The sequence below is a fragment of the Adlercreutzia agrestimuris genome (genome assembly GCF_943193125.1).
GTDB lineage: Bacteria > Actinomycetota > Coriobacteriia > Coriobacteriales > Eggerthellaceae > Xiamenia > Xiamenia agrestimuris.
In genome coordinates this window covers 408,246-429,515 of sequence record NZ_CALPCX010000002.1, presented here as the reverse complement: position 1 = coordinate 429,515, position 21,270 = coordinate 408,246, and the positions used below count along the sequence as shown (strand labels likewise).

Sequence of the window (21,270 nt, the reverse complement as noted above, 5' to 3'; positions counted from 1 at the left end):
GCAGCCCCTAATTCATTCCCTCATCAAGAACCATACGTGAGACATTCACGCCAAGAGAGCTGAGTTTTCCCACGTAGTCCTCATATCCGCGATCAATATGAGCAATATTGTGGACTCGCGTCTGCCCTTCAGCCACAATGCCTGCCAAAACCAAGGCTGCACCAGCACGCAAATCGGTTGATGACACATCTGCACCTTGCAGCTTTTGAACACCGCGCACGAGAGCATGATGATCTTCAATAGTGATATCAGCACCCATGCGGATAAGCTCGGCAGCAAACATAAAACGGTTTTCGAAGACATTTTCAGTAATGACAGACATGTCATTGGCAAGCGCAGCCAAAAGCATAAATTGCGCCTGTAAGTCAGTTGGGAATCCTGGATGAGGAAGTGTTTGAATTTCTGTAGAGCGAAGTGGCACCGCACGCCTTAGCGTCACCGAATCAGAGTTGCTTTCAATTTCACATCCCATAGATTCAAGTTTCATGATTGCCATGCGTAAATAGCCAGGATCAACTCCTACTACACGAAGCGGACCTTGAGTCAACGCAGCGCCTACCAAGAAGGTTCCTGCTTCAATACGGTCTCCAACGGTAGTATGCTCACAAGGGTGCAAAGATTCTGCAGCAACGCCCGTTATTTCAATGAGCGACTCGCCAGCACCTGCAATTTTGGCACCCATCTTGTTGAGCATATTTGCTAAATCTACAATCTCAGGTTCTCGGGCGGCGTTTTCGATAATAGTTGTACCGTCAGCTACAACCGAAGCCATCAAAAGATTCTCGGTTGCCCCTACACTCGGAAAGTCAAGTATTACATGAGCACCGTGTAAGCCATGCGGTGTTGAAGCATCCAAAAAGCCATGATCAATGTCAAATTTAACCCCAAGTGCTTCTAAGCCAACCATATGCATATCAATTTTGCGAGCACCAATTTGGCACCCACCCGGCATAGCGACGCGCGCTTTGCCAAACCTTCCCACCAAAGGACCGAGAACCGATATGCTTGCGCGCATCTTTGATACTAATTCATAGGGAGTTTCACACTTGTCCACTGAAGAGGTATCAACAATAAGCGTGTGATCTTCACGCGTTACGGTGGCGCCTAGACGGCGCAGCACTTCAATCATGACATCAATATCAGAAATGAGCGGAACATTATGCAAAACGGTCTCGCCACGACCTAAAAGCGATGCTGCTATCAGTTTTAGTGCAGAGTTTTTTGCACCAGAAACGCGTACTTCGCCTGCAAGCGTATTGTTTCCTTCGACAACAATAACTTCTTCAGACATATTCTTCCTCCGGGTAAGTGTTTTTCGGTGGCACCATTATATGAAATGAGCTCAAGGGTAAGCGGCGGCTTCGCAATGAAAACAAAACCATTCATGAGCGCGCATACAAAAAAGGGTTTGCAGAGAAAACCGCAAACCCTTATCAACTTAAAAACCTGCAAAGGCTAAGACGCCTTGCAAACTACAATTAAGCCTCTTCACCAAGAACAAAACGCTTGAAGTCAGCAATCTTGATAGCTCCACCCAAAGATGCAGCAACTTCATTGGTGTACTCAGTAACTGTCTTGTCGGGATCCTTAACGTACTGTTGCTCGGTAAGCACGTTCTCTTTGAAGAATTTCTCCAGACGACCAGTTGCCATCTTCTCTTGAATTGCTTCAGGCTTGCCAGACTCAGCAGCTTGAGCCATGTAAATTGACTTCTCATGCTCAACGATGCTCGGATCAACAGCATCGCGGTTAGCAGCAACTGGAGATGCTGCAGCTACTTGCATAGCAATGTCGCGACCGTATGCCTTGAAAGCATCAGATGCCGGGTCAATACCCTCAAGATCAAACACAACCAAAACACCAATCTTGCCGCCACCATGAATGTAGGAAGCAACACCGTCACCGCTTACAACAGCAACGCGAGCGATCTGAGTGTTCTCGCCCATTACATGAATTGCGTCAGTAACAACCGCCTCAACGGTCTCACCGTCGCAGTCAGCAGCTTTAAGCGCCTCAACATCTTGAGCATCTGCAGCAAGAGCAGCCGTAGCAATGCGCTCAGCGTATGCCTTGAACTTGTCGTTCATAGCAACGAAGTCAGTTTCGCAGTTGAGCTCAACCATTGCGCCACGCGTGCAGTCATCAGAAACAACCGTCATAACGGTGCCTTCGTTGGTTGCACGACCAGCCTTCTTAGCTACCGCAGCAAGACCACGCGTACGAAGAACATCAACGGCTTTTTCCATATCGCCTTCAGCCTCAACGAGTGCTTTTTTGCACTCCATCATGCCAGCGTCGGTCATCTCACGAAGTTCTTTAACCATGGATGCAGTAATGTCAGCCACAGGTATACCTTTCTCTCGTTTATAGTGCGAAACTACTCAAACAGCGCAGTTTCACGATACATACCCCTCAGGGCACTTACTATGCGTTGTCTGCAGCAAGAGCAGCTGCGTCAGCTGCAGCCTCAGCAACAGCCTCTGCCGGCGTAGTGGTCTCAACAGCTGCCTCAACAGCTACGTCACCTTCAGCATCAGCTGCGCCAGCCATTTCCTCAACGCTAACCGGTGCACCAGCACCAGCAATAACAGCGTCAGCAATGAAGTCGGTCAGCAAACGAACAGAACGGATTGCGTCGTCGTTTGCAGGAATACCATAATCAACGTCATCCGGGTCACAGTTGGTATCAAGCGTGCCAACAACAGGGATGTTCAGACGACGAGCCTCGTGGATAGCAATGCCTTCACGGTTGGTGTCTACAACAAAAATTGCATCCGGAACGCGCTTCATATTGCGAATGCCATTGAGGTTGGTCTGCAGTTTAGAGAGCTCTTTGCGAAGCAGGATTTGCTCCTTCTTCGGCAGCAGCGCCATGCGACCATCAGCCTCCATAGCCTCAAGCTCTTCCATGCGATTAACGCGAGAGCGAATGGTTACGAAGTTGGTGAGCATGCCGCCCAACCAGCGTGCATTTACATACGGCATACCGCACTTGTTAGCAGCATCTGCAACAGCTTCTTGAGCTTGCTTTTTGGTGCCAACGAACAAAACGGTGCCACCTTTGCGAGCCAACTCAGATACAAAAGTGTAAGACTGATCAAGACCTACGAGGGTTTGCTTAAGATCGATGATGTAGATATCTCCGCGGCTCCCAAAGATGTAGGGACGCATTTTCGGATTCCAACGGCGCGTTTGATGGCCGAAGTGGCTGCCTGCATCGAGCAGCGATTTAATGCTGACTTTCGCCATGACTTTCTCCATTCGTTAGTCCTCTGTATGTGGTCATCCCCAACATCCGCAGCCTTTTTCGGTGGCCACTGGCGGCGTGAGTCGCACATACATGTGTAATACAGAAACCGTTGAAGTATACCACGCCACCGTGCGTTTGCAAGCGTCCATAAGTAAGTTACTATAGACACTACTAACTACCGACGTTTGGAGCACCAATGAATTTCAACAATGTCACTTTTGAACGCTCATTTGGCGTATCAAGCCAGCTGCCCCCCTCAACGCTTCCAGAGGTATCGTTTGCGGGTCGTTCAAACGTCGGCAAGTCTTCGCTCATCAACAAACTCTTCAATCGTAAAGGTCTTGCAAAGGTTTCACAAACCCCTGGAAAAACCGCTACGATCAATTTCTTTAACTCTCAAGACGTGCGCTTCGTTGATTTACCAGGATATGGTTTTGCCCAAGTGTCAAAAGCTGATAAAGGTAGATGGTCTGAACTCATTGAAGGTTACTTTAATCAAGATCGCAATTTTGCCTTAGTAGTATCTCTTATAGATATTCGCCATAACCCAAGTGATCTTGACCATGCCATGATTGAGTTTTTGCAAGACGCTGAACTTCCTTACTTGGTGGTGCTCACCAAAGCAGATAAGCTCTCCCGTCAACAACAGCTCAAACAAAAAGCAGTCATCAAGCGAGCGCTCAATCTTCCTGATTCAGTTGACATGGTAGTAACTTCATCAGAAAAAGGAACTGGTATTGACCTATTAAAAGCTGCTATCACTCAAGCAGTTGAGCGTGAAGTGTAGTTTTAACCTGGCAGCTAACTTTATCTGTTGCTACACAAGCATTTCGGCAACAAGGACAGGTTTTTGTCCCTTCTTTAAGGACGGACAAAAATCATGCCACCTTGCACAGGACCAGTAATGACACCTACGCCATAAGTTGCCGCATGAATCATCTGTCCCCCACCGATATAAATACCGCAATGTTCAGCATTAACCGCAATATCACCTGGCTGCGGGTCACTTACTTGCGGATAATTCATAAAGGTATAGGTAGAACCTACGCGCGTGTAACTACCCGTGAGCGCATAACTAACCAACCCTGAACAGTCAAAGGTAGAAGGACCGCACGTATTGTACTCATACCCCGCGCCCAAGCATCCATACGCTCTATCAACTATCGCATTTCCTGTTACAGCATCATATGACGGCGTAAAAGACGGTGCTTGTTGAGAGTTTTGCTGGTCAGACGAAGAATCATCTTGCGAATCTGAGGCAGCACCACCCTCTAAAGGTTGATCTGGACTTTCGACTTGAGCTTGCGCACTGCGGTTCTGGTTGGCTTGCGCATCTGCAATAGCTGCATCAACCACGGCTTGCGCTGCAGCCTCTTCAGCTGCAATCTGCGCCTGACGCTCTTGTTCTAACAATTCAGCTGCCTCAGCACTTAAACCATCATAGGTTGCTTGAATATTTGCAACCGTTGCTTCAGCTTCAGCCTGAATCTGACGAGCTTCTTCTGTCTTTTCGGCAGCACGCTGACTCTGCTCATCGAGGATTGCTTTTTGCGACGCAATCTCTTCACGAAGAGCTTTAGTTTGACGCACTAAATCAGCATCGCTTTCGTTGATGCTCATCAAGATATCCCATGCATAAGAAAGCTCATTGAATGACGTTGCACCTAAAAGCACATCAAGAAACGACGCACTACCATCTCTGTACATACGATTCACTCGTTTACCCAAGCGTTCTTGGAGCCCGGCAATTTCTTCAGTAGCACTATCAATGCGCGCTTGTGCCTCTTCACATGCTGCTTGCGCAGATTCCATTTCGTCAAGCGCCAAATAATAATCGTTAGACGCTTGCTCAAGTGTTGACTGCATTGCATTGAGCGAAATGAGTGCTGCTTGTGCTTCTGCTTGTTTTTCACTTGACGTTGGAGCTGCCTGAGCTTGGGCAGGTACCCACAACGCCACAAAAAGCACGACTGCAAAAAGTATGACACTGACGCGACGCCCTGCGTGCGAAATAGAATTCACCATGAGAAACCTCTCTTGCACCTAAATATGGCGCATCGATGTTTCATGCATGGTAACAAAACCCATCATGATGTGGAACCAGATTGCAAGAAAACACTAAATCATGTGGATTATTATAAATGAGCTTCAAAACCTTCATCTTTACAAAGCGATGTGCCGTCAGCAGCAAGCGTGGCTAATGTATCGCACCGCTCGTTCTCTTTATGCCCTGCATGTCCTTTTACCCAGACAAAAGTAACATCATGTTGTTTCTTGGCCGCAAGAAGGCGCTGCCATAAATCTTTATTCTTTACAGGCTGCTTTTGTGCGTTTTTCCAACCCTTTTGAATCCAACCATCAATCCAGTGCTGTTCAAACGCATTAACGACATACTGAGAGTCGGTATAGAGCGTCACTTCACAAGGACGCTTCAGTGCCTCGAGGCCCACAATAGCACCCAAAAGCTCCATTCTATTGTTGGTAGTATGTGCATACCCGCAGCTCAATTCCTTTTCGTGGGCAACCCCTGCTTCATCACGAAAACGAAGCACCGTCCCATAACCTCCCGGACCGGGGTTGCCACGCGAGGAACCATCTGAATAAATATCAACGTGTTGCAATGCTGTGCCTTAGTCTTGTTTGCCTGCGAGTGTGCATCTTACTTAAATTGGCTTGGATGCTTTGCAAAGAAATCAAAACGAGGCGGCAGCTCTCGGATGCGATGCTTGCCCTCAGAGATCTCCCCAGCTGAGCAAAGCTCTTCGCATGAATCAAAATCGTAATTCCAGCTGAAGAAGTCATCAAATTCAAAGCTTAAATAGTCGCAAATCCGCTCGGTACTTGCAGGAACAACAGGATGCATCAAAAGCGTTGCCACGCGCAAAAGATAGAACGAATCAATAAGCACTTGTCGACGCATATCTTGATCCTGCGCATCTTCAGCAGCCTTAATCCCATCGGTCCAGTATTTGTTGGCATAGCGAATGAACTGGTCCATCAATGTCATGATGGAATGCAGTTCAACCTTATACATAAGCTGGTCATATTCAACAAACGTATCGAAAACTTTGCGGCGCACCTCAGGAGTAATTGCTCCCAGCGGCATGTAACCTTCAAAGTTTTTCTGCGCCTCATAAAAGCAGCTGCGCGCCAAGCGATTAAACACATTCGTTAACAGCGTACCCTCTTTTAAAACCGGGTCAGCTACACGAGGATCATTGCGCTTTGCTTCATCTGGATCAAACACCTTCGGCTTAAAGCCCACCGATTTCTGATCAAGCCCAAGTGCCAAGAAGTGCGCACGAAGCTGATCAACCGTGTAATAGTCCAACAACGCATCAGCAGTAGGAGGCTTTACAGCTCCTGACGAAGATGCCTTTTTGTCGCCGAACAAAATATGATGGTTCGCAACAAGACGCGTTTGGCGAATGGGGTTTTCCGTCTCACCTGGTGACAAGATGTCACCAGGGCGAAGTGCTTCAATCAAAGCAGGCTGCGCAACACCATAGAAGTAAAGATTGTCTTGCCCAATAAACTGATAGACGCACGCTTCTTCATCGCACCAGAAATCACGCCAGCTCCCACGCGGAAGTCCCATTTTGTCATTGATGGCCATTGTAAACGACATAGGCGCCCATAAGCTCTCTGGCCAACACCACACCGTAAGGCCTTCAAGACCATCAATGACAGGGGCTTTGACTCCCCACTCAATGTTTCCAGTAATGCGGAATGGTACAAGCGTCTTGCCAGTTCTAAAACGAATAGATTCAGCTTCAAGTACTTTGCGTGCCTCATCGCGCTCGTCAATTGTGGCAAACTCCACCTCAAAGCTCTGCTTGCCTTTCTGTGCCTCTCGCAACTCAAAAGGCGGCAAGTTCTTTGCAATAGCATCAAAATGCTCACGCTCTTCGCATTTGACATACATCACAGGAGGCGCCAAGAATTCCTTGATTGTTTGTGGGACAATCGCGCGAATTTCAGGATCAGCTTCAAGATCTGCAACCAAACTCAATAGGAAGTCCCTGAAGGCAGGAAGATCAAAATACCAATTATCAACAGGACGCATTTCTGGCGTTACCCCAGTAATGGAAGATTTTGGCGCAATGAGATCTTCTGGCGCATAGCTATGACCAAGGTCACACTCATCGGCATAGGCGTGTTCAGATTTACAGCCTTGTACAGGACAGCGGCCAACAACCTGACGCCCATTCAAGAACGTATCCGCCTCAGGATCAAAGAATTGCAAGGTAGATTTGCGCTGAAGCCAGCCATTCTCATGAAGCTTTTCAATAAACTTCTCAGAAATAAGCTGATGTACGTCGCCTGAATGACCAATGTTTGAACCCTCATAAATAGAGAGTGAAATATCATAGGCGGCAAGCGTTTGCTTTTGAGCCTCATGATTCTTTAAGACGTAATCTTCAATGGTGCCCTCAAATTCGCCTGCTTCAACAAGCTTCCGATATCCTTCGTTAATAGGCGAACCAAAACAGTCTGTGCCGCTAATAAAGCGAACATTCTCTTTGCCAATACGATCCCGCAAGAAACGCGCAAAAGCGTCAGCAGGTACAAAAACGCCGCCAATATGACCAAAATGCAGCGGCTTATTGCCGTAAGGCATACCTGCAGTCACCACAACACGCTTAGGCCATGCAGGTGCCGTAGTACGCATCGTTGAGCTCTCGGACAACAATGAAGCATCTTCTTGGGGAAGAGAGGTGTTTTGAGTGGGCATGGTCATGCGAATAACTCCTTAAATCATGCCTAACAAACTGGAAAAATCATAATCATACGAGGTCAGTTCAACCACGGTGTAAGTAGAGATACCCGCAAGTTCAGCAGCTTTATCAAGCGCATCTTCACGCAAGCCAATCTCATCTGCAAGACCGTTTTCAACAGCTTCCATACCGGTAAAAGTCATACCTGTTGCAAGTTCGCGAACTTCTTCAACACTCATATCTCTACCTTGGGCAACAGTATCAATAAATGTTTCATTGATCTGATTGACCATGGATTGATAATACTCGCGCTCTTCTTCAGTCAAAGGACGATATCCGTAGCTTGAGTCTTTATTCTCAGAACTAGTAATAGTGTCTATGCTAATACCAAGCTTGTCCATCAACCCTGACATGTCAGTTAGCTGCAAGGCAGTACCAATAGCGCCAATTGCACTGGTTTTTGCGGTGAAAATATAATCAGCCTGACTTGAGATTTCATAGGCAGCAGAAGCGTTCATGGAAGCACTGGAAACAACAATAGGTTTATCAAATTCACGAACATACGCGGCCATTTCTTCACCAGCTGTAGCGGTACCACCGCCAGAATCTACGCGCAAAACCACCCCTTTGATATGGCGATTCTCCGAAGCAATATCAAGCTGTTCTTTTAAACCTTCAGGTGAGCAGGTTGATCCGTCATAGGCAATAGAGCCATCAATATTAATAACTGCAATAGCGTCTTCGGAGAGGTAATCAACGTCTGAATCATACAGAGATGAAGACATACCATCTAAAGGATTTAACATGCTCACAGAAGTGTTTGCAATTGAGGTACATGACCACATGCCAATTGCCATAAGCAGAAAAGCGGCAATGATGCAAACAAGTGCCACAATCCAGCCATGGCTCTTTTTAGGCTGCGCTACAACAGGTGCCTGCACATACTGCGGCATACCAGGCGCGCCATACACGGGCTGCCCTTGAGGGGGCTGCGGAGGGAAAGGAGCAGCAGCCTGCGGTTGTTGAGGTGGTTGTGGTTGTTGGGGCGAAGAAGGTTGTTCCCACCCTTGATTTTGGAAGTTGTTATCCATATTGATCCCTTCTCAATACGTATCAGGCTAATACTACCCCATACGTGGCAAAACCGCGCTCTTTCAGCGCGGTTTCACGATGGTTCCATGAAGCTAAAGATACTGTGACGAATCTTAAAGCTCTATGACACCATCTCCCTTAGATTGTTGAGCTTTTTTCGCCGTGCGAATCAAAAACTCTTGATTGTTGTCCGTTTGCTTCAATGACTTAATAAGCATATCCATAGAACGCTCAGTAGAATTCATATTTGCCAAAATGCGACGAACTGCCCAAATAAGTGGTGCTTCCTGCATATCAAGCAAGAGCTCTTCTTTACGCGTTCCCGATGCAACAGGGTCAATTGCCGGGAAGATACGGCGATCAGCCAGATTGCGATCAAGCTTGAGCTCCATATTACCCGTTCCTTTGAACTCTTCAAAGATAACCTCGTCCATCTTTGAACCCGTGTCCACCAGAGCAGATGCCAAAATGGTAAGACTGCCGCCATTTTCAATATTGCGTGCGGCTCCCAAAAAGCGCTTTGGTGGGTAAAGTGCCGTTGAATCAACGCCGCCCGACAGAATACGACCAGAAGCCGGCTGTGCAAGGTTATATGCGCGTGCCAAACGAGTGATAGAGTCAAGCAGGATTACCACATCACGACCATCTTCCACCAGACGCTTTGCGCGTTCGATAACCAACTCAGCAACCGCAATATGGTTTTCAGTTGGCATATCAAAGGTAGACGAAATGACTTCACCATGAATAGAGCGCTCCATATCAGTAACTTCTTCAGGGCGCTCGTCCACCAGAAGGCACATCAAGTGAACTTCAGGATTATTTGCTGATATGGAAGCAGCAATATCTTTCAAGATGGTAGTTTTGCCTGCCTTAGGAGGCGAAACAATAAGACCACGCTGACCTTTACCAATGGGAGAAACAAGGTCTATCACGCGTGCCGTTGTGGTGTTTTTACCATGCTCCATTGTGAGCACTTCGTCGGGATACACCGGCGTCAAATCACCAAAACGAACACGTTGCCCCAACTCTTCAAGTGGCTTGCCATTTACAGCAGAAACTTTTTGGATTGCGGCGAACTTTTCATTTTCACGCGCTGGGCGTGTTTGACCGGTTACCAAGTCACCTTTTCGCAGGCCATTGCGGCGAATCGTTGAGAGACCCACGTAGCAGTCTGTTTCAGAAGGCAGATAGCCTTGCGTGCGCAAAAAGCCATAACCATCTGCAAGAATGTCCAGAACACCCTCAACTTCAATGAAGCCTTCTGCTTTTACTGAAGCATCAAAAACCGCATCAATAAGTTCAGCTTTTTTGAGACCCGTAACGTCCAGATCAAGCTCAGCTGCCTTCGCCTTAAGTTCAGCAACCTTGAGCTTTGCCAACTCTTCTTTTGAAACGCTTGGCACTACCTCGCGATTGTTGTTGTGCTGACGACGGTTGCGGCGCTGGTTTTGATTCTGGTGGTTGTTCTGGCGCTGATTTTTTTGCTGCTTTGATTTGCTGCTCTGCTTTTGGCTTTTCTGCTCCTTGGCAGAAGCAGTTTTTTGCTCTTTAGCTTGCGCAGGTTTCTCTTCACTGCTCTCGGCTGTCTCCTCAGTCTGCTTACGCGCAGATGCGGAGCGAGATTGTACCTTCACGCTCTTACGACGTGAACGACCTGCAGTAGTAGTGCGCTTTTCAGCAGCAGGCGCAGAACTTTCCTTCTCTACTTCGTTTTCACTCATGCGTTTTGTACTTTCTCCCAGTCCTTCATGAATGAGTCCAGACCACGATCAGTGAGCGGATGCTGTACGCATTTTTTCAAAGTAGCAAAAGGCACCGTAGCAATATCAGCGCCCATCAGGGCAGCTTGAGCCACATGATGCGGAGAACGTACTGAAGCGGCAATAACCTCAACCGATTCGCCCGCTACTCCTGCATCAGAGAAGTCATAGTTGCCAAGCGCTGCAATAACATCTGCAAGTTGGGCTAATCCGTCTTCTGCGATGTCATCAAAACGACCGACAAACGGCGAAATGTAACGAGCACCAGCACGAGCTGCCATAATGGCTTGTGGCACCGTAAAGCACAAGGTCATGTTTACCGGAATACCTTCGCTTGCCAGTTGCTTGGTTGCCGCCAGGCCCTCAATCATTGTAGGAACTTTCACGACCACATTAGGAGCAAGTGCTGCCAGCTCGCGTCCGTCACGAATGATCTCCTCACGCGTCATTGCAACACTTTCGGCAGAAACCGGTCCATCAACGATTTCACAAATGCGCTTAATGTGATTGTGAAAGTCCGCAAGTTTACCACCGGTACGCGCATAAAGCGTTGGATTGGTGGTTACACCTGCAAGTACTCCCCACGAAGCCGCTTCTTCAATTTCGGCCAGGTCGGCGGTGTCAAGGAAAAACTTCATCCCGTCCTCTTCTCTTATAAGGATTTTGCAACTCGCGAAACTGCGCACCTTGATTACCTACACGCGCAAAGGCACACTTCAAGGGAATTAAGATGACAAAAAGTGGAAATGACTTCTTTGGCAGAATCGCAAAGAATAGGCTCATCGTAGCGCATGAGCGCAGGTTACGCAAGACATTTAGTCTTTATCGCTCATTGAACGGTAAAAACAGCTTTGCGCGCCTGTATGACATGCCGGTCCGTGAGGCACAACAAGCGCAAGCAGCGTATCCGCATCACAATCATAGCGAAGCTCAACAAGGTCTTGAACGTTTCCGCTGGTAGCCCCCTTGTGCCATAGTTCCTGGCGCGATCTTGACCAGAAAACCGTTTGCTTGCGCTCAAGGGTAAGTGCAAGAGATTCAGCGTTCATCCATGCCATCATAAGGACTTCGCTTGTGCGGGCATCTTGTACAATGCACGGAATAAGTCCTGCTTCATTAAATGTTAAATCAGCTATTTGCACCCGGCATCCTTTCACTAAAGGCGCACTTCAATACCGCATGAACGCATGTGCTCTTTCACCTGACGAATAGTAAGTTCGCCAAAATGAAATACACTTGCCGCCAACACCGCGTCAGCTTCGCCTTCCAAAATGCCTTCAGCGAAATGCTCCAGCTTACCCACGCCGCCCGAAGCAATAACAGGAATGGTGACGGCGCGAGCTACTGCGCGCGTCAAAGCGCAGTCGAATCCGTCGCGCGAGCCATCTCTGTCCATGCTGGTCAAAAGAATCTCACCCGCACCACGTGCCTGCGCTTCTTTTGCCCATTCAACAGCATCAATGCCGGTAGCCTTTCGCCCTCCTGCAACATAGACTTCCCACTTGTTGGGGTTTCCGGCAACCGCCTTTGCGTCAATAGCGCATAAAATTGCTTGGGTGCCAAAGGCGCGAGCAGCCTGCGTTATAAGCTCAGGATGAGCTACCGCAGCCGAATTGATGGACACTTTATCAGCGCCTGCCGCAATCATGGTGCGAATGTCCTCAACACTGCGAAAACCACCGCCCACACAATAAGGAAGGTGGAGTTGCGCTGATGCGCGCGACGCAAGATCTATGGTGGTAGCACGATCATCACTTGTTGCGGTGATATCTAAAAAGATAACTTCGTCGGCTTTTTGCTCATCATAGCGAGAAGCAAGTTCAATAGGGTCACCCGCATCGCGCAAGTTGACAAAATTGACACCTTTTACCACGCGCCCATCTTTAACGTCCATGCAGGGGATTACGCGTTTTGCAAGCATGGCACTACTCCCCCTTCTGCTTTGAGATTGCGTCGGTGTTGGAGTCTGCGTGTTGCGCAGCAGCACTAACTTGCTTGCAAGCCGCCACACCCTCAGCCACCGTCAGTGATCCTTCATAGATAGCACGACCTGCAATAACGCCTTCTACGAGATGCGCACAAGGGGCAAGTGCGGCAATATCATCAATGCCCGCAACTCCCCCCGATACGATAACCGGGTGTCCAAATGCTTGCGCCATATGCTTGTATGCCTCCGGATCAATACCTGTTTGCATGCCATCACGCGCAATGTCGGTAAAAACAATATGCGCATATCCCAAATCTGACATCTCTCGCGCCAAATCATAGGCATTTTTACCGGAACCCTCTTCCCAGCCAACAATGGCAACTTCGCCCGCTTTTGCATCGATGCCGCACGCAAGAAGGTCGCCAAATTCCGAAATGGCATCATGGGCAAACGCACGGTTTTTCACCAGCGATGTTCCAAGTACCATACGGCTCACACCTACATTAGCTAGACGTGAGAGCGTTTCAAGAGAGCGAATACCACCACCAACTTCAACTTTGAGGTTGGTTGAACGAACAATTTCTTCAATGATGGCAATGTTTTCAGGAATACCTGATCGGGCACCATTAAGATCTACCACATGCAACCATGTAGCACCCTGCGCCTCAAAATCACGTGCCTGCGCAACGGGATCGTCATTATAGACAGTCACGGCATTGTAGTTGCCCTTTGCCAAACGAACCGCTCGACCATCCAAAATATCAATAGCAGGTAGGAGATACATTTCTCACCTCAATATGCACATACTGCGCAACCGTCTTAAGACGCTTGCGCAAGGTTGACAAAATTCTTAAGCAAACACGCACCCGCATCCGAACTCTTTTCCGGATGGAATTGCACGCCAAATGCGCACGGTCCATATTGGACAGCAGACGGAAAGAATTGGGCGTGCTGGGTTTGGCCAATCACAAAAGGTCCTGTTGGCGCTGCATAACTATGCGTGAAGTAGAAGTATTCGCCAGGCTCAATACCAGCAAAAAGCGGGCTTTCAAAAGTACCTTGTTGGTTCGGCCCATACACCCTATTCCATCCAACATGGGGAATTTTGAAAAACTGACCAGCTGCGTCAGTGCAAGGCATCAGATCTACTACACCAGGTAATACCGCAAGGCCACGCGCATTGTTTGAAGACACTTCATCATCTTCTTGCGGCGCGCCCTCACTTCCCTCTTCAAACATCAGATGCATACCAAGGCAGATGCCCAAAAAAGGTACCCCTTGCTCTATACGTGCGCGAATAATCTCACGCTGACCGAGCTGCTCCATGGTATGTGCAGCATCAGCAAAAGCGCCCACACCAGGCAATACTATAGCATCCGCTGAAGCAATAACCGCAGGGTCATCACTCACCCGAACCGCTGCGCCCGCAGCAACCAAGCCTCGCTCAACAGAGAGCAAATTACCTTTATGGTAATCAACAACTACAATCACAAAACACCTTTCGTTGAGGGAATCTTGTCAATCTGTCGCTCATCAAAAGACACCGCTTCGCGAAGAGAGCGTGCAACCGCCTTAAACACCGCTTCAATCACATGATGGAGATTTTCGCCTGCTAATTCTTTAATATGCAAGGTAAGATGCGCGTTTGAGGCAAGCGCACCGAAGAATTCTTTGGCCAAAGTTGAGTCAAACGTCCCAAGCATAAAGGGCTGCACATCAACATCCCAGTGAAGCTGACCGCGACCAGAAAAGTCACAAGCAGCAAGCATAAGCGTTTCATCCATAGGCAGAATTGAAGAGCCGAAACGGACAATGCCGCGCTTTTCACCCAACGCCTCAGCAAGCGCGCAACCAAGCACAATACCGGTATCTTCAACGCTATGATGCGCATCAACATGCAAGTCGCCTTCAACGCGAACAAAAAGATCAAACATGCCGTGACGAGCAAAAGCATCAAGCATATGATCAAAAAAGCCGATACCTGTTTGTACGTCAGCTTCGCCTTCGCCATCTAAATTGATGCGAACCACAATATCAGTCTCGCCTGTTACGCGATGGATTTCAGCTGTTCTGGCTTCCATGGAGATCCTCTCTCGCCTCTTATGCCTTCAATGATTCACTTTGCGACTGGAGCGGGAATTGTTCGCGCACAAGTTGTGCAAGCACATCTCGTAACGCGTCCAAAAACGCCGTATTTTGTTCCTCGGTGCCAATAGTAGTACGCAGGCAGCCCTCAAGATAAGGCGCACCGCTCAAATCGCGAACCAAAATACCGCGATCATAGAGCGCCTGCCACACGCGCTCGGCCTGCGGCACGCGGAACAAAATGTAATTTGCATCTGACGGATATGCCACCACTTTTGGAATGCGTTTCAGCTCGTTAAACACGCGTGTGCGCTCAGCAATAATTGCCGAAATGCCGGGCTCAAATTGCGAACGATTCTCATAAACAACTTGCGCTACTACTTGAGACACCGCATCAACAGAATATGGCTGACGCACCTTGATAAGCTCACGAATCACGCGCGGTGCTCCAAGTACATATCCTACCCGCACGCCCGCAAGTGAGAATGCCTTTGAAAACGTACGTAAGATAAGCAAGTTTTCAAAACGCTCTAAATAGGGGCGAATTGTCTTGCGCGAAAACTCAAAATACGCCTCGTCAACCACCACCAAAGCATCAGTGCTCTCTAAGAGCTCTATGATAAACTGCTCGTTTGCCAAACGTCCTGTTGGGTTATTTGGGCTGGTCACGATCACATAATCAATGTCGCCTTCACTCACGCGCTTCAAAACCGCCGCTTCGTCAATATCAAAGGCTTCATCTCGCGGGATTGAAACAATAGTGGTATTTGTGAGCTGAGCGTTGTTTTCATAGACCGAAAAAGTTGGCGGCATATTAAGAAACGTGCGTCCTGGACCTCCCCAGGCAAGCGCAATATCAAACAACAGCTCGTCTCCACCATTGCCAATAAGCACTTGATCTTGTGAGACGCCATTAGCTTCGGCTATCATCTCGCGCAAACCATGCGCAAGCGGATCTGGGTAGCGATTAAAGCTCACCTCGCGAAGAGCACGCATAATTTGGCGACGCAGTTCTTCATCAACATCGCGCGGGTTTTCATTTGCTGACAAAAACGCATCAGCAGGCAGATATTTAGGATCATAGGGCACTACATCAGCTAGTTGAGGTGCTGAAGATCGAACCGTTTGCGCATAGGTGCTCATTGGCAAGTGTCTCCTTTTTCTGCATTTTGCGTTTGTTCGGCAAAGCTATTTCCTTGACCTTCCAGGCGAAATGCATCCCCTGTTTCGATAAGGTTTTTGCGCAGTTCAACACTGCGAGCATGCGCCCAAAGCCCCTCATGATGCGCAATGGACATCACCGTTCTTGCGTCATTCATAAGCGCTTGAGGAGAATACTGAATCACGCTTGATTTTTTAACAAACTCATCAACCGACAAGGGAGAAGCATAGCGCGCTGTACCACCTGTAGGAAGCGTGTGGTTTGGTCCAGCCGCATAATCCCCCAACGCCTCAGGCGTCCACGCGCCCAAAAAGATTGCACCGGCATTGCGAATGGCTCCCAAATAAGAGAGCGCATCTTTGACATGCATTTCTAAATGCTCTGGCGCAATAACATTGACCGCCTCAAGCGCTTGCTTCATGTTGTGACAAATCACAATAAGCCCTTGATCGCTCAGCGACGCATCGGTGATCTCCGCGCGAGTAGAAGACTCCATGTGACGCTTAATCATGGCTTCCACTTCGTCAGCATACTCCTCAGAGAAGGTGACAAAATAGCATGCCGCAAGCGGATCATGTTCAGCCTGAGCCATCAAGTCAATTGCCACAAGCGCAGGTGAGGCACTTTCATCAGCAACAACACATACCTCCGACGGGCCAGCAATCATATCAATGCCAACGTCACCAGAAACAATCTTTTTTGCAGCCGCAACATATGCGTTGCCCGGTCCGGTGATCTTTGCAACCGGCGCTATGGTCTCGGTGCCATAAGCCAAAGCACCAATAGCCTGAGCACCGCCAACGGTGTAAATCTCTGTTACCCCAGAAATGCGGCATGCTTCCAAAATGGCTGGGTCAACGCTGCCATCTTTTGTTGGCGGCGTCACACAAACAATACGATCAACACCCGCAACCGAGGCTGGTATAGCATTCATGAGCACCGTAGAAGGATAGAGCGCACGACCGCCAGGCACATAAATACCCACTGATTCTAAAGGCTCAATCTTGCTGCCAACCATGGCTCCATCAGCACGCACCGTAAACCAGCTTTGTTGCTTCTGTCGCTCATGGAAATCACGAATCTGTTCAGCTGCCTGACGCAATGCCCGCACGAGCTCTTCGTCAAGCTTACTGGCGGCGTCAGCCAACTCAGCATAAGGAACGCGGAAGCGCTCAATTTCCACCCCATCAAATCGGGCAGTGTATTCGCGCAATGCCTGGTCACCGTAAAGGCGAACCTGCTCAATGATGTCAGTTGCAGCACTGAGCGCAGCTGCGTTGAATGCCCCTGTACGCTTAAGATGGTCGTTTGAGAAAATCTCACCGGGCTCTAAAATTACACGTCGCATAGATACGCTCCTCTATTCGTTTGCTGTTATGTCTTATGACTGATCTTGTAGTTTATCTTGTATTTGTTCGCCAAACTGCGTATTTTTGCGAGGCACACTCTGACTTGCACCTGCAATTGGTTCATAGTTCATCGTTTGCGCATGTGCTTTGAGCTTCAGTGCAAGAGATCTGATTGCCGAATTTGTACGGAAAGCGCAGGGATTTGCTATGAAGCGCGCCGTGGAAGAAAGTACCTCGTCTACCACAACCAAGTTGTTCTCTTTAAGCGTTGTGCCTGTTGCGGTGATGTCTACGATGCGTTCTGCAAGACCCGTCAGCGGCGCAAGCTCAATGTTGCCATGCAGCTGCACAATCTCTACCTGCTGACCACATCTATCATAAAACCATTGGGTGATATGGGGATACTTCGTAGCTACGCGCAAATAACCACGCTTTTGTATGCGCTGCTCAACATTGTGCGAACTCTGAGCTGGCTCTGCCACAATGAATCGACATGCGCCAAAGCCAAGATCAACCAGCTCAACACAATCCGATTGTGCCTCTAAAAGTGAATCTTTCCCACAAATGCCGCAATCTGCCGCACCAAGCGTAACAAATACCGGGGCATCTGAGGGGCGAACAATAATGTACTCAACACCAGGATTAGAAATTACCAGCAGTCTTCCAGGGCTATCAAGTCTGCTCACATCCAAACCAGCAGCAGCAAGTGCCTCAATAGAATCCGGGTTGAGGGAGCCTTTTGGCACAGCAATTCGAAGCGGTCGGTCAAAATCAGAGGCTTGCGCTTCTTGCTCGGCAGCATACATTGCTTGCTCCAAAAAGAACGCGAAGCCAGCAGCTGGACGATCTGGACCAAACACACTCAGCATGTGATCATATCTACCACCACTACCAAGCGGTGATCCAACACCGGGTGCATACGCTTCAAACACCATACCTGTGTAGTAATCAAACGAGCTCATAACGGAAAAGTCCACGCGCACATATCGCTCAAATCCCTCATCAATGAGCAGCTGAATGGTCCTTTGCAATGCATCGAGGTCGTCAAGCTTAATGCCATAGGGTTCCAAAAGCTTACGCGCCTGATCAATTGCTTCAATACCGCCTCGAATGCGCGCTAAAGCCGGAATTGCACGAACAGGACTCAAGCTCTCGGCGTATGCTTCACATAATTCATCCAGTTCCACAAAATTAGAGGCGTGAAACGCTTTCAACAGTGATGCTTTCCACTCATCAGAAGCTTCACAACATGCCAAAAGCGCGTTCAAAACACCAACGCATGCAACCGACAGGGTAAAATGCTCTACTCCTAAAATGCGTAACGCCTGAATGAAAAGCGAGATAACCTCAGCATCAGCATCTACACCATCTGCGCCAATGCACTCAACACCCATCTGCGTCATTTCACGCGGGTCGGATGTTATTACGTCATCTGATTCGCGAAAAACACGTTGCGTATACCGGAAACGCAGTGTGTGCTGCGTGTCTCCAAGGCGCGAACCGCACATACGCGCCACCTGCATAGTGACATCAGGACGCATAATGAGCAAGTTGCCTTGGGCGTCAAAGAATTTAAACGGTGAACTGGAACGATAGCCCGCTGTTCGCATAAGCTCTTGATTCTCAAGCGTTGGCGTTTCAATAGGCTCATATTCATATGAAGCAAAGAGATCTTGCACAAGGCGCGTTGCAAGTTCACGAGCGCGCGCTTCTTCGGGCAATATATCTCGAAAGCCAAGCGGTGTTTTGTAATTCATAGCCTTTTCCTTTACGTGTGTGTTGTGCTTCATTATCGCGCTTCGTTGCGATAAGCCACATTTCAAGCACACGACTGACGAGGTTTTTTTGTGAGCGGACAAGCATACATGCTCACCGCAAAGTCTAAGTGGTGGTGTTCGAGTTTGCTTCTTGTACTTTAGTACAGTAGAGTGATAAAGTACAGCATCTTTAACAGATTGTTATATCGAAAGCCGCGAACGGGTTCATGGCGAACAAACGAAGGGGTGCCGAACCTGTCGACACCCCTTTTGCAATTAAAACTCTCAGCACGAAGCGAGCAAAAAGCAACCCATGTCTACATTTGCATCTGCGCAACCATTTGCGACATGGTTAGCGAACAATAAACCGAGAATGCTATGAATATGGTTGCTACAATTTTGGCGGCTATGTGCCAATCACTACGCCACGCAAATACAATGCCAACAGGCCAAAACACCAGCAAGAAAAAGATAATCCAAAAAGTTTGTCTATACCATGGCTTGGCATTCGGGTCTTTAATGATGGTGTTTGCATCTTGACGCTGGGCCTTGTGTTGCCAGTCTCCAGGTCGTCTTTCTTCGGTCATTGCATCCTCCCCGTTTCGGCTATTTCAAGCCGCCGCTGTCCATGTCAATTGCCTCTTCAATATACTCTTTTACTGGCGGCATACCATAATCTTCCACCTCATCAACATGCCAGCATTCCGTTTTCGGTAATCCGGGGATGTTCTGCGCGACAAAGATGGGGTCTAAGCCTGCTTTTTTCTGTTGCGTATAGTCAGCAAGCGCAGCGAGAGCCCATTTGCCCAGCAAAAGGATTGCAATAAGGTTCACGATAGCCATGAAGCCCATGAAGATATCTGCCAAGTTCCATGCCAAGTCAAAGCTGTTAACAGCACCGTAGTAAATCACGCATAAGCATGCGATACGAAATACGAGCAACGCCCAGCGGTTCTTGGTAATAAAACGGAAGTTGCTCTCAGCGTAAAAATAGTTGCCAATCAAGCTTGAGAAGGCAAAAGCAAAGATGGCAAATGTCATGAAATGGATACCAAACTCTCCGACTGAGTTATTCACAGCCATCTGCACAAGCGGCATACCATTAAGCGTTGTGGCAAGTTCAGGGTCCTGAACATAAAAGACCATAACCATCATTGCTGAGCAGGTGCAAATCAAGAGCGTGTCAATATACACCGAAAGACTTTGCACCAGACCCTGCTTAACCGGGTGAGACACACTTGCTGTTGCTGCAGCGTTTGGCGCTGAACCCATGCCCGCTTCATTTGAAAACAAGCCACGCTTGATACCAAGCATAACCACTGATCCAGCGAAGCCGCCTGCAATTGACTGGAAATCAAAGGCTGATGCAAACATCGTTGCAAACACCGTTGGAATCCAAGTAATGTTGGTGACGGTTGTCCAAATAGCAAGCGCAATGTAAGCAATTGCCATAATAGGAACAATTACCGATGTGATAATTGAAATGCGCTTTGCACCACCAAAAATAACAAACGCCGTCATAACTGCAAGTACAATACCAACAGCAATAGCGGTACCGTTTGTAGCGTAATCTGGAACATAATGCTCAAGCGACGACGCAGCATTAAATGCCTGCAATCCATTGAAACCAAAAGCGAAGCACAAAATGAGCAGCACTGCGAACAGGATAGCCATCCAACGCTTACCGAGCGCTTGGTTAATATAATATGCAGGACCGCCGCGGTACTCACCCTCACTTGCGCGCACTTTCCAAATCTGAGCAAGTGTTGACTCAATAAATGCTGATGCAGAGCCAATGATGCACATGATCCACATCCACACGACAGCACCTGGCCCACCTGTTGCAATAGCGGTTGCAACGCCGGCAATATTGCCAGTACCTACGCGTGAAGCAGTTGAAACCATAAGCGCCTGAAATGACGAAATTGATTTTTCACCAGGAACATGCTTTTTCTCAAGCAGCTGCGTAAACATGTCCTTGATGTAGCGTATCTGCACGAATTTAGTTCTCACTGAGAACCAAATTCCTACAGCTACCAGCAAGATAACGAGGATATAGGTATACAGAAAAGTATCTATCTCCCCCGTCACGTTGATCAACATCTCGTTGAAATCCATATGAATCCTCTCTCGTTATGCGAAAAAGTGCATGACTGGTTAATTATACGAG

The 21,270-nt window shown here is 48.3% G+C and carries 20 protein-coding genes; 1 reads left to right on the top strand and 19 read right to left on the bottom strand.

Annotated features, from left to right (window positions below):
* Positions 1 to 7 precede the first annotated feature (7 nt).
* The 3 genes from murA to rpsB form a co-directional block, all read right to left on the bottom strand.
* Positions 8 to 1,291 (bottom strand): UDP-N-acetylglucosamine 1-carboxyvinyltransferase, encoded by a 1,284-nt coding sequence (gene murA / locus NFR28_RS04985; RefSeq protein ID WP_251178725.1) that lies wholly within the window; start codon positions 1,289 to 1,291, stop codon positions 8 to 10.
* A 187-nt stretch (positions 1,292 to 1,478) separates the two neighbouring features.
* Positions 1,479 to 2,345, bottom strand: a complete 867-nt coding sequence (gene tsf, locus NFR28_RS04980) for a translation elongation factor Ts (RefSeq protein WP_251178724.1) — start codon at positions 2,343 to 2,345, stop codon at positions 1,479 to 1,481.
* Between the two features lie 79 nt (positions 2,346 to 2,424).
* Positions 2,425 to 3,249: a 30S ribosomal protein S2 gene (gene rpsB / locus NFR28_RS04975; RefSeq protein ID WP_251178723.1), complete on the bottom strand. Its 825-nt coding sequence runs from the start codon at positions 3,247 to 3,249 to the stop codon at positions 2,425 to 2,427.
* A 197-nt stretch (positions 3,250 to 3,446) separates the two neighbouring features.
* Here rpsB and yihA point away from each other — a divergent pair, with 197 nt between their 5' ends.
* Positions 3,447 to 4,037, top strand: a complete 591-nt coding sequence (gene yihA, locus NFR28_RS04970; RefSeq protein WP_251178722.1) for a ribosome biogenesis GTP-binding protein YihA/YsxC — start codon at positions 3,447 to 3,449, stop codon at positions 4,035 to 4,037.
* A 74-nt stretch (positions 4,038 to 4,111) separates the two neighbouring features.
* Here yihA and NFR28_RS04965 read toward each other — a convergent pair whose 3' ends face one another.
* The 16 genes from NFR28_RS04965 to NFR28_RS04890 all read right to left on the bottom strand — a co-directional run bounded on the left by NFR28_RS04965 (position 4,112) and on the right by NFR28_RS04890 (position 21,218).
* The gene (locus tag NFR28_RS04965) at positions 4,112 to 5,275 is read right to left on the bottom strand and encodes a coiled-coil domain-containing protein (protein ID WP_251178721.1); all 1,164 of its coding nucleotides are present in this window, start codon (positions 5,273 to 5,275) and stop codon (positions 4,112 to 4,114) included.
* A 110-nt stretch (positions 5,276 to 5,385) separates the two neighbouring features.
* Positions 5,386 to 5,871, bottom strand: coding sequence for a ribonuclease HI (gene rnhA, locus NFR28_RS04960; RefSeq protein WP_251178720.1), 486 nt, complete (start codon positions 5,869 to 5,871; stop codon positions 5,386 to 5,388).
* Between the two features lie 38 nt (positions 5,872 to 5,909).
* Complete coding sequence (locus NFR28_RS04955; protein ID WP_251178845.1) at positions 5,910 to 7,922, bottom strand: methionine--tRNA ligase; 2,013 nt, start codon at positions 7,920 to 7,922, stop codon at positions 5,910 to 5,912.
* 81 nt (positions 7,923 to 8,003) lie between these two features.
* Positions 8,004 to 9,059 (bottom strand): signal peptide peptidase SppA, encoded by a 1,056-nt coding sequence (gene sppA, locus NFR28_RS04950; RefSeq protein WP_251178719.1) that lies wholly within the window; start codon positions 9,057 to 9,059, stop codon positions 8,004 to 8,006.
* Positions 9,060 to 9,173: 114 nt separating this feature from the next.
* Positions 9,174 to 10,781 (bottom strand): transcription termination factor Rho, encoded by a 1,608-nt coding sequence (gene rho, locus NFR28_RS04945; RefSeq protein ID WP_251178718.1) that lies wholly within the window; start codon positions 10,779 to 10,781, stop codon positions 9,174 to 9,176.
* Positions 10,778 to 11,458, bottom strand: coding sequence for a fructose-6-phosphate aldolase (gene fsa, locus NFR28_RS04940; protein WP_251178717.1), 681 nt, complete (start codon positions 11,456 to 11,458; stop codon positions 10,778 to 10,780). The genes rho and fsa overlap by 4 nt, the downstream gene beginning before the upstream one ends.
* A gap of 177 nt (positions 11,459 to 11,635) precedes the next feature.
* Positions 11,636 to 11,962, bottom strand: coding sequence for a phosphoribosyl-AMP cyclohydrolase (hisI, locus tag NFR28_RS04935; RefSeq protein ID WP_251178716.1), 327 nt, complete (start codon positions 11,960 to 11,962; stop codon positions 11,636 to 11,638).
* A 14-nt stretch (positions 11,963 to 11,976) separates the two neighbouring features.
* Positions 11,977 to 12,741, bottom strand: a complete 765-nt coding sequence (gene hisF / locus NFR28_RS04930) for an imidazole glycerol phosphate synthase subunit HisF (RefSeq protein ID WP_251178715.1) — start codon at positions 12,739 to 12,741, stop codon at positions 11,977 to 11,979.
* A 4-nt stretch (positions 12,742 to 12,745) separates the two neighbouring features.
* On the bottom strand, positions 12,746 to 13,531 hold the full coding sequence (gene hisA / locus NFR28_RS04925) for a 1-(5-phosphoribosyl)-5-[(5-phosphoribosylamino)methylideneamino]imidazole-4-carboxamide isomerase (RefSeq protein WP_251178714.1): 786 nt from the start codon (positions 13,529 to 13,531) through the stop codon (positions 12,746 to 12,748).
* A gap of 35 nt (positions 13,532 to 13,566) precedes the next feature.
* The gene (gene hisH, locus NFR28_RS04920; protein ID WP_251178713.1) at positions 13,567 to 14,238 is read right to left on the bottom strand and encodes an imidazole glycerol phosphate synthase subunit HisH; all 672 of its coding nucleotides are present in this window, start codon (positions 14,236 to 14,238) and stop codon (positions 13,567 to 13,569) included.
* On the bottom strand, positions 14,235 to 14,828 hold the full coding sequence (gene hisB, locus NFR28_RS04915) for an imidazoleglycerol-phosphate dehydratase HisB (protein ID WP_251178712.1): 594 nt from the start codon (positions 14,826 to 14,828) through the stop codon (positions 14,235 to 14,237). Before hisB ends, hisH begins: the two co-directional genes overlap by 4 nt.
* Positions 14,829 to 14,847: 19 nt before the next feature.
* Complete coding sequence (gene hisC / locus NFR28_RS04910) at positions 14,848 to 15,975, bottom strand: histidinol-phosphate transaminase (RefSeq protein WP_251178711.1); 1,128 nt, start codon at positions 15,973 to 15,975, stop codon at positions 14,848 to 14,850.
* Positions 15,972 to 17,342, bottom strand: coding sequence for a histidinol dehydrogenase (hisD, locus tag NFR28_RS04905; RefSeq protein WP_251178710.1), 1,371 nt, complete (start codon positions 17,340 to 17,342; stop codon positions 15,972 to 15,974). Before hisD ends, hisC begins: the two co-directional genes overlap by 4 nt.
* 33 nt (positions 17,343 to 17,375) lie before the next feature.
* Positions 17,376 to 19,100 (bottom strand): ATP phosphoribosyltransferase, encoded by a 1,725-nt coding sequence (gene hisG, locus NFR28_RS04900; RefSeq protein ID WP_251178709.1) that lies wholly within the window; start codon positions 19,098 to 19,100, stop codon positions 17,376 to 17,378.
* Positions 19,101 to 19,417: 317 nt separating this feature from the next.
* A complete protein-coding gene (locus tag NFR28_RS04895; RefSeq protein ID WP_251178708.1) occupies positions 19,418 to 19,687 on the bottom strand; it encodes a holotricin-3 in 270 nt (89 codons plus the stop codon).
* Between the two features lie 19 nt (positions 19,688 to 19,706).
* The gene (locus NFR28_RS04890; protein ID WP_251178707.1) at positions 19,707 to 21,218 is read right to left on the bottom strand and encodes an alanine/glycine:cation symporter family protein; all 1,512 of its coding nucleotides are present in this window, start codon (positions 21,216 to 21,218) and stop codon (positions 19,707 to 19,709) included.
* Positions 21,219 to 21,270 lie beyond the last annotated feature (52 nt).

Bases quoted from the DNA above. Each gene is read 5' to 3' on its own strand.
- hisA (WP_251178714.1), bottom strand. From the start codon at position 13,531: ATGTATCTCCTACCTGCTATTGATATTTTGGATGGTCGAGCGGTTCGT.
- NFR28_RS04895 (WP_251178708.1), bottom strand. From the start codon at position 19,687: ATGACCGAAGAAAGACGACCTGGAGACTGGCAACACAAGGCCCAGCGT.
- yihA (WP_251178722.1), top strand. From the start codon at position 3,447: ATGAATTTCAACAATGTCACTTTTGAACGCTCATTTGGCGTATCAAGC.
- sppA (WP_251178719.1), bottom strand. From the start codon at position 9,059: ATGGATAACAACTTCCAAAATCAAGGGTGGGAACAACCTTCTTCGCCC.
- murA (WP_251178725.1), bottom strand. From the start codon at position 1,291: ATGTCTGAAGAAGTTATTGTTGTCGAAGGAAACAATACGCTTGCAGGC.
- hisB (WP_251178712.1), bottom strand. From the start codon at position 14,828: ATGGAAGCCAGAACAGCTGAAATCCATCGCGTAACAGGCGAGACTGAT.
- rpsB (WP_251178723.1), bottom strand. From the start codon at position 3,249: ATGGCGAAAGTCAGCATTAAATCGCTGCTCGATGCAGGCAGCCACTTC.
- NFR28_RS04955 (WP_251178845.1), bottom strand. From the start codon at position 7,922: ATGCGTACTACGGCACCTGCATGGCCTAAGCGTGTTGTGGTGACTGCA.
- fsa (WP_251178717.1), bottom strand. From the start codon at position 11,458: ATGAAGTTTTTCCTTGACACCGCCGACCTGGCCGAAATTGAAGAAGCG.
- hisF (WP_251178715.1), bottom strand. From the start codon at position 12,741: ATGCTTGCAAAACGCGTAATCCCCTGCATGGACGTTAAAGATGGGCGC.
- NFR28_RS04965 (WP_251178721.1), bottom strand. From the start codon at position 5,275: ATGGTGAATTCTATTTCGCACGCAGGGCGTCGCGTCAGTGTCATACTT.
- rho (WP_251178718.1), bottom strand. From the start codon at position 10,781: ATGAGTGAAAACGAAGTAGAGAAGGAAAGTTCTGCGCCTGCTGCTGAA.
- hisG (WP_251178709.1), bottom strand. From the start codon at position 19,100: ATGAATTACAAAACACCGCTTGGCTTTCGAGATATATTGCCCGAAGAA.
- hisC (WP_251178711.1), bottom strand. From the start codon at position 15,975: ATGAGCACCTATGCGCAAACGGTTCGATCTTCAGCACCTCAACTAGCT.
- NFR28_RS04890 (WP_251178707.1), bottom strand. From the start codon at position 21,218: ATGGATTTCAACGAGATGTTGATCAACGTGACGGGGGAGATAGATACT.
- hisD (WP_251178710.1), bottom strand. From the start codon at position 17,342: ATGCGACGTGTAATTTTAGAGCCCGGTGAGATTTTCTCAAACGACCAT.